We start from the raw sequence: 6,682 nt of genomic DNA on the forward strand, positions 1-6,682 counted from the left end.
GCCGGGATCAGTTGCCCGCTTGCCGGCCACCGATGGTGGACGGCTCACCGGAGGTTCGGTCGGTGTCGAACGGCACCGAGGTCACCGCCCGCGGCGCGCACAGCTCACCGCAGTTCATCTGGGTCAACGCCTCGGCCGCGGTGTAGTACTGCCCGGTGGCCGGGTTGTTCTGCGTCCGCAGCCGCATGTACTGGTCGAACTTGTCCGGCGACAGGGCGCGGACCTCGAAGTTCATCATCGAGTGGTAGGTGCCGCAGAGCTCGGCGCACCGCCCGACGAACGAGCCTTCGCGTTCGATGGTGTTCTCGAAGACGGCGTCCTGATCGTTCTTGTCCGGGTGCGGGAAGGTGTCCCGCTTGAAGTGGAACTCCGGGACGAAGAACGAGTGGATGACGTCGGTGGAGCTCAAGTTGTACTGGATCGACGATCCGGTCGGCAGCACCAGCAGCGGGATCTCGCTGCTGCTGCCCACGGTCCGAACCGGCTGCCCGTCCGGCGTGCGGTGGTCCGGGTAGTTGAACTCCCAGTTCCACTGGAACGAGACGACGTTGACCTTCTCGTCCGGATCCGCCGACTTCGCCATCACGTAGTTCTGCGTCGTGGCGGTGAAGTAGAAGAGCACCACGACCATCACGAACGGCACGGCCGTGTAGATGACTTCCAGCGGCACGTTGTACTGGAACTGCCGGGGCAGCTCCTCGCCCTTCTTGCGGTGGAAGGCGACCGTCCAGAACATCAGGCCCCACACGAGGACGCCGACCGCCAGCGCAGCGATCACCGACCACGTCCACAGCTGACGCATCGACTCGGCCTGCGGGGTGACACCTTGCGGCCAGCCGAACCGCAGGACCTCGTCGGCCGAACAGCCCGTGGCCGCGACCGCGACCAGGCCTACCAGCCCGGCGACTTTGACCAGCCGTGGCACTCGGGTCCCCTCCTTCAGACGTTCCTGCCGCAAGCTCCCCATCCGAAAGCCCACTGCGCGACGCCTCCTCGCTGCGTGTTTCCACCGTCGCCGCGGGTTTTGGACACACTGCGCACCCACCATGCCCCGCGGCCGGAATGCTGCGGGGAGCCTAGCCCAGCAGTAGCCGCGATACGCCTCCGGGGTGGCGAGGTGCGCTGCACATCACCGAGATCGTCCCCGCCCGGAGCGGAGATCCGCCACTCGCGCGCGTGCGCGGGAGCCCGCTCGCACGCGCCGCGCGGGGAACGATCGACAGCGGGCGCCAGGTGACGCGAGCTCGGACTCACCGCGCCTGCACGGTACGGCGGCGGACCCGGCATACTGGGGCCCCCGCCCGCCGAGATCCCCGCCGGGGCCGCGGGGCGGAGCCCGACCCATCGCCGACGCGAGAGGTGCCCGAGACGCCGTGTGCGGCCTGCTTGGACTTGTCTGTCCCACTGAAGAGAACGCCGGTTTCGCCGTCGACGCCGTGGCCAAAGCGCTGCCCTGCCAACGGCACCGGGGGCCGGACGAGAGCGACACCTGGCACGGCGGTGAGGTCGTCTTCGGCTTCAACCGGCTGTCGATCATCGACCTGGAGCACTCGCACCAGCCGTTGACCTGGGGGCCGCCGGAGAACCCCGGCCGCTACACCATCAACTTCAACGGTGAGATCTACAACTACCTGGAGCTGCGCGCGGAGCTCTCCGAGCACTACGGCGCCCGGTTCCACACCGACGGCGACACCGAGGTGATCGTCGCCGCCTACCACTACCTCGGCACCGCGATGGTCGGCCGGCTGCGCGGCATGTTCGCGTTCCTGATCTGGGACAGCGAGCGCCGCGTCGTGTTCGGCGCCCGCGACCCGTTCGGGATCAAGCCGCTGTTCTACGCCGACGGGCCGGGCGGCGCGGCGTTCGCCAGCGAGAAGAAGAGCCTGCTGAGCCTGGCCACCACGCTGCGCATCGGCGAGGACCTCGACCACAAGGCGCTGCAGCACTACCTGACGCTGCAGTACGTCCCGGAGCCGGAGACGATGCACCGCCAGATCCGGCGCATCGAGTCCGGCACCTCGTTCACCGTGTCCCCCGGCGGGCGCCTGGTGACCGAGCGGTACTTCGTCCCGAACTTCACCTCGAAGCCGGTGCGCAACGACTCCGAGGCCCGGCGGCTGCACGACCAGGTCGTGGACGTCATGCGGGACTCGGTCGCCAAGCACATGCGCGCCGACGTGACCGTGGGCTCCTTCCTGTCCGGCGGCATCGACTCGACGGCGATCGCCTGCCTGGCCAAGGAGCACAACCCGAACCTGATCACCTTCACCACCGGGTTCGAGCGGCAGGGCTACTCCGAGGTGGACGTGGCCGCCGAGTCGGCCGCGGCGATCGGCGTGAAGCACGTGATCCGCACCGTCTCCCCCGAGGAGATGATGGAGACGCTGCCGCTGATCGTCTGGTACCTCGACGACCCGGTGGCGGACCCGGCGCTGGTGCCGCTGTGGTTCATCGCCCGCGAAGCGCGCCAGCACGTCAAGGTGGTGCTCTCCGGCGAGGGCGCCGACGAGCTGTTCGGCGGCTACACGATCTACCGCGAGCCGCTGTCGCTGGCGCCGTTCGAGCGCGTGCCGGGCTCGTTGCGCAAGGCGATGGGCAAGGTCTCCACCGCGATCCCGGACGGGGTGCGCGGCAAGGACCTGCTGCGCCGCGGCGCCCTGTCGCTGGAGGACCGCTACTACGGCAACGCGCGGATCTTCCGCGACGACCAGCTCAAGGCCGTGATGGCGGCCTTCGATCCGGGTGTCTCGCACCGCGACGTCACCGCCGGGCCGTACCGCACTTCCGAGCACTGGGACCCGGTGACCCGGATGCAGCACGTGGACCTGTTCACGTGGCTGCGCGGGGACATCCTGGTCAAGGCCGACAAGGTGACGATGGCGAACTCGCTGGAGCTGCGGGTTCCGTTCCTGGACAACGAGGTGTTCCGCGTCGCCAGCGGCATCCCGCTGGACCAGAAGATCACCCCGGAGACCACGAAGTACGCGCTGCGCCAGGCGATGAAGCAGGTCGTGCCCGCGCACGTGCTCAACCGCCGCAAGCTGGGCTTCCCGGTGCCGATCCGGCACTGGCTGCGCGACGAGATGCACGACTGGGCGCGCAACATCATCCAGCAGTCGCAGACGGAGCGGCTGCTGAACAAGACGGCGATCCTGCAGCTGCTGGAGGAGCACCGCTCCGGCGTGCTCGACCACAGCCGCCGCCTGTGGGCGCTGCTGGTGTTCATGATCTGGCACGGCATCTTCGTCGAGGGCCGCCTGTCCCCCGAGGTCCCGGAGCCGTACTACCCGGTCAAGCTCTGACTGCCGCAGGTCGTTCGGCTTTGGTGTCCGGGTAAGCGGAACCGCACCGGTCCGACGACGAGCTCTGATCTTCCGCACGAACGAACGGCCGCTTCGCCCCCAGGACGAAGCGGCCGTTCCGCTTTCCTCGGCGGGGTCCGTCAGCAGTTGTTCTTGCTGGTGAAGTCGGTGTGGCCGTTGTAGGGCACGTCCTCGCCGTTGAGCGTGACCTTGACGTCGTCGCCACCGGAGCGCTGCTCGAAGTGCAGGTGCGGGCCGGTGACGCCTCCAGTCGCCCCGGCCTCGCCGATCTTCTGACCCGACTTGACCTCGTCGCCCTCCGAGACGCTCTGCACCGACAGGTGCGCGTAGCGGGTGGTCCAGCCCGAGCCGTGATCGATCTCGATCCAGCGGCCGTAGCTGGTGTCGCCCTCGTTGCCGACGACGCTGACGGTGCCGCCGGCGGAGGCCACCACGGGCATGCCGGTGATGTCGCTGCGCTGGAAGTCGACCGAGTTGGCCGGGTTGTGCCCGCTGAACGTGGCCGCGGTGACGGTGACCCCGCAGCGGAACGGGACCTGGAAGTTCGGCGCGGCCACCGCGGGCGCGGTGCCCGCGAGCACGCCGAGGCCGGTGAGCGCCGCGGTCGCCGCCGCGGCTCCGAGTCTTGCGCCGAAGGTCGTGGGACGTCGTGCTCCGGTCATGGGAACGCCTCCTCGTTCTGGGCTCCGGCACGCGCCGGAGGCACCTGGCAGGGAGATCGATCCGACCACAGGACGCTCGACAAGAACAGACCAATTAGGTCGTATTTCAGGTAAATCATTGACGAAAACTCGCCGACGCCGCCGCTCAGGTCGCGGGCGGCGCGGTGGATTCGCGGGTCACCAGCCGGGGCCGGAACATCCGGGTGCGTCCGCCGAGCCGGGCGGGCAGCTCCGGGGTGAGGCGGTCCAGCAGCTCCGCGACGGCGGCGTCGGCCATCTCCGCGATCGGCTGGGCGAGCGTGGTCAGGCTCGGTGCGCAGCAGTCCGCCAGCGGCACGTCGTCGAACCCCACCACCGACAGGTCGTCCGGGAGCCGCAGGCCGCGCCGCCGGGCCTCGCGCAGCGCGCCGAACGCCATCACGTCCGAGGAGCACAGCACTCCGGTCGGCGCCGGACCGTCCAGCAGCGCGGCGCAGGCTCGCGCGCCACCGGTGGCGCCGAAGTCGGCGTGCGCGACCAGCTCGGGATCCGGCTGCACCGCCGCTTCCTCCAGCGCCGCGACCCACCCGGCCCGCTTGAGCCGGGACGGCACCGCGTGCGCGGGGCCGCTGACGAACCCGATCCGGCGGTGCCCGAGGTCGAGCAGGTGCCGGGTGGCGAGGTAACCGGCGAGCCGCTCGTCCACCGCGATGTCCGGCACGTCCACGGTCGGCCCGCCGCCGTTGACGAAGACCATCCGCACCCCGTCGTCGAGCAGCGAGCGGTAACGCCGGTGCGCCTGCGGGCGGTGGTCGGTGGCGGCGGCGTGCGAGCTCTCCGGCGCCACGAAGATCATTCCTTCGACGCCGCGGGCCAGCAGCATCCGCACGTGCTCTTCCTCGGTCAGCGCCGCTCGCGTGTTGCACAGCAGCACCCCGTAGCCGGCGCGGGCGGCCCGCGTCTCCAGCGCCTCGGCGAACGCCGGGAACACCGGGTTCACCAGCTCCGGCACCAGCAGCCCGATCACCCCGGTGCGGCGGATCGCCGCCGCGCCGCGGGCGGTGTGCGGCATCCGGGCGAGCACGTCGAGCACCCGCTGCCGGGTTTCGCCCTTGATGCCGGCCCGCCGGTTCAGCACCCGGCTCACCGTGGACACGCTGACCCCGGCCGCCGCGGCGATGTCGGCCAACCCGGTCATGCGGTACCTCCGAGGTTCCGCCGCGCGGGGTGCCGACGTCGCCGTGGCACCCCGCGCGCGCAGATCAGCTCAGCTTCGCACCAGCGTGCAGCGCGATACCCGAGTTGCCCTGCACCGTCGTGGTGACGGTGCCGTCGTCCTGGACCTGCGCGGTGGCGCCGGTGCAGGAACCGTTCTCCAGCGCACCGGACATCACGTCGCAGTACGTCCCGGCGGGCAGCGAGGTCTGGAACTGCTGCTCCGCCATCTCGCCGTCCTCGCGGTTGATCACGACGAAGCCGGCGTCACCGCGGCCGAACGCGATCCGGCCGGAACCGTCGTCCCACCAGTTCGTCAGCTCCTTCCCCTGCACGGCCTGGTGGAACCCGGCCATACCGGCGATGATCGGCCGCTGGTGCTCGCACACCCACGCCTGGTCGGCGCAGTCCGCGGGGCTGGTGCGGCCGTCGGAGTCCGCGGGCGGCCCGGCGTCCGGGTCGTCGAAGGCGAACCCGGAGATCAGCTGCGGCGTGCCGTACGGGTAGGCGAGCATGAACGCGTTCGCCAGGTCGTAGGAGACGCCGTCCTTGTAGGTCAACGTCGGCTCGCTGCGCTGCGTGTCGTGGTTGTCGATGAACACCACGGCCTGGTCGCTGGGCAGCGTCATCTCGTCCGGCAGCTTGGCCAGCTGGGCCAGCGAGCCGTCCTTGAACGCGTTGCTGACCTTGTGGTGGTACGCGAACTCGGTCACGTCGCCGTTGCCGGAGTACTCACCGGCCGACGTGGTCTGGTCGGCGATGACCTCCTGGAACATGTACGGCTTCGCGCCGGTGTCCGGCACCGCGTTCAAGTTGCCGAAGATCGCACCGACGTCCTCGGGCGGCATGTGCTTCACGCCGTCCACCCGGAATCCGGAGACGCCGAGGCTGATCAGGTCGTTGAGGTACCCGATCTCGGCGGACCGCACGTAGTCGGTGCCGGTCTTGAGGTCCGAGAGCCCCACGAGCTCGCAGTTGCGCACCTCCCACTGGTCGTCGTAGTTCGCGATGTCGCGGCGGCAGTCGCTGAAGTCGGCATCGCTGTAGAGGCCGGGGTAGTCGTACTTCGAGTGCGTCGTGCCTGCGCTGCCCACCGCGTCGCTGGCCGCCATGTGGTTCACCACGGCGTCCGCGTAGATCTCCACCCCTGCGTCGTTGCAGGCGGAGACCATGGCGGCGAACTGCTCGCGATCGCCGCGACGGGTCTCCAGCTGGTAGCTCACCGGCTGGTAGTCCTGGTACCAGGGATGGTTCAAGCCGTCGAGCTGCACGTGCTCCTGGGGCGGCGAGACCTGGACGGCGCCGAACCCCTTCGGGCCGAGCGTGCTGCGACATTCCTGCGCGATCGACGCCCAGGGCCACTGGAACATCTGCACGATCGGGCCGGACACCGGTGCGGTGGTCGGGGCGGGCGCCGCGGGGGGCGCGGCCTGGTCGCTGGGCAGCGTCATCTCGTCCGGCAGCTTGGCCAGCTGGGCCAGCGAGCCGTCCTTGAACGCGTTG

General features: G+C 70.0%; 4 protein-coding genes and 1 pseudogene. 1 reads left to right on the forward strand and 4 read right to left on the reverse strand.

Going from position 1 to position 6,682, the window contains the following annotated elements:
* Window positions 1-7: 7 nt before the first annotated feature.
* A complete protein-coding gene (ctaC, locus tag OOZ19_RS12285) occupies window positions 8-967 on the reverse strand; it encodes an aa3-type cytochrome oxidase subunit II (protein WP_266090222.1) in 960 nt (319 codons plus the stop codon).
* 406 nt (window positions 968-1,373) lie between these two features.
* Here ctaC and asnB point away from each other — a divergent pair, with 406 nt between their 5' ends.
* Entirely contained in the window at window positions 1,374-3,302 is a 1,929-nt protein-coding gene (gene asnB, locus OOZ19_RS12290; RefSeq protein WP_266090200.1) for an asparagine synthase (glutamine-hydrolyzing), read from the forward strand.
* 143 nt (window positions 3,303-3,445) lie between these two features.
* Here asnB and OOZ19_RS12295 read toward each other — a convergent pair.
* The 3 genes and pseudogenes from OOZ19_RS12295 to OOZ19_RS12305 all read right to left on the reverse strand — a co-directional run.
* Window positions 3,446-3,985 (reverse strand): annotated as a pseudogene (locus tag OOZ19_RS12295) (M23 family metallopeptidase); the annotation flags it as partial.
* Window positions 3,986-4,130: 145 nt separating this feature from the next.
* Complete coding sequence (locus tag OOZ19_RS12300; protein WP_266090201.1) at window positions 4,131-5,162, reverse strand: LacI family DNA-binding transcriptional regulator; 1,032 nt, start codon at window positions 5,160-5,162, stop codon at window positions 4,131-4,133.
* A 64-nt stretch (window positions 5,163-5,226) separates the two neighbouring features.
* Window positions 5,227-6,682 (reverse strand): alpha-amylase (locus tag OOZ19_RS12305; RefSeq protein ID WP_416309425.1); only part of this gene is annotated, 1,456 nt, incomplete at its 5' end.

This window comes from Saccharopolyspora sp. NFXS83, assembly GCF_026241095.1.
Lineage (GTDB): Bacteria > Actinomycetota > Actinomycetes > Mycobacteriales > Pseudonocardiaceae > Saccharopolyspora_C.

Bases quoted from the DNA above. Each gene is read 5' to 3' on its own strand.
- OOZ19_RS12300 (WP_266090201.1), bottom strand. From the start codon at position 5,162: ATGACCGGGTTGGCCGACATCGCCGCGGCGGCCGGGGTCAGCGTGTCC.
- ctaC (WP_266090222.1), bottom strand. From the start codon at position 967: ATGGGGAGCTTGCGGCAGGAACGTCTGAAGGAGGGGACCCGAGTGCCA.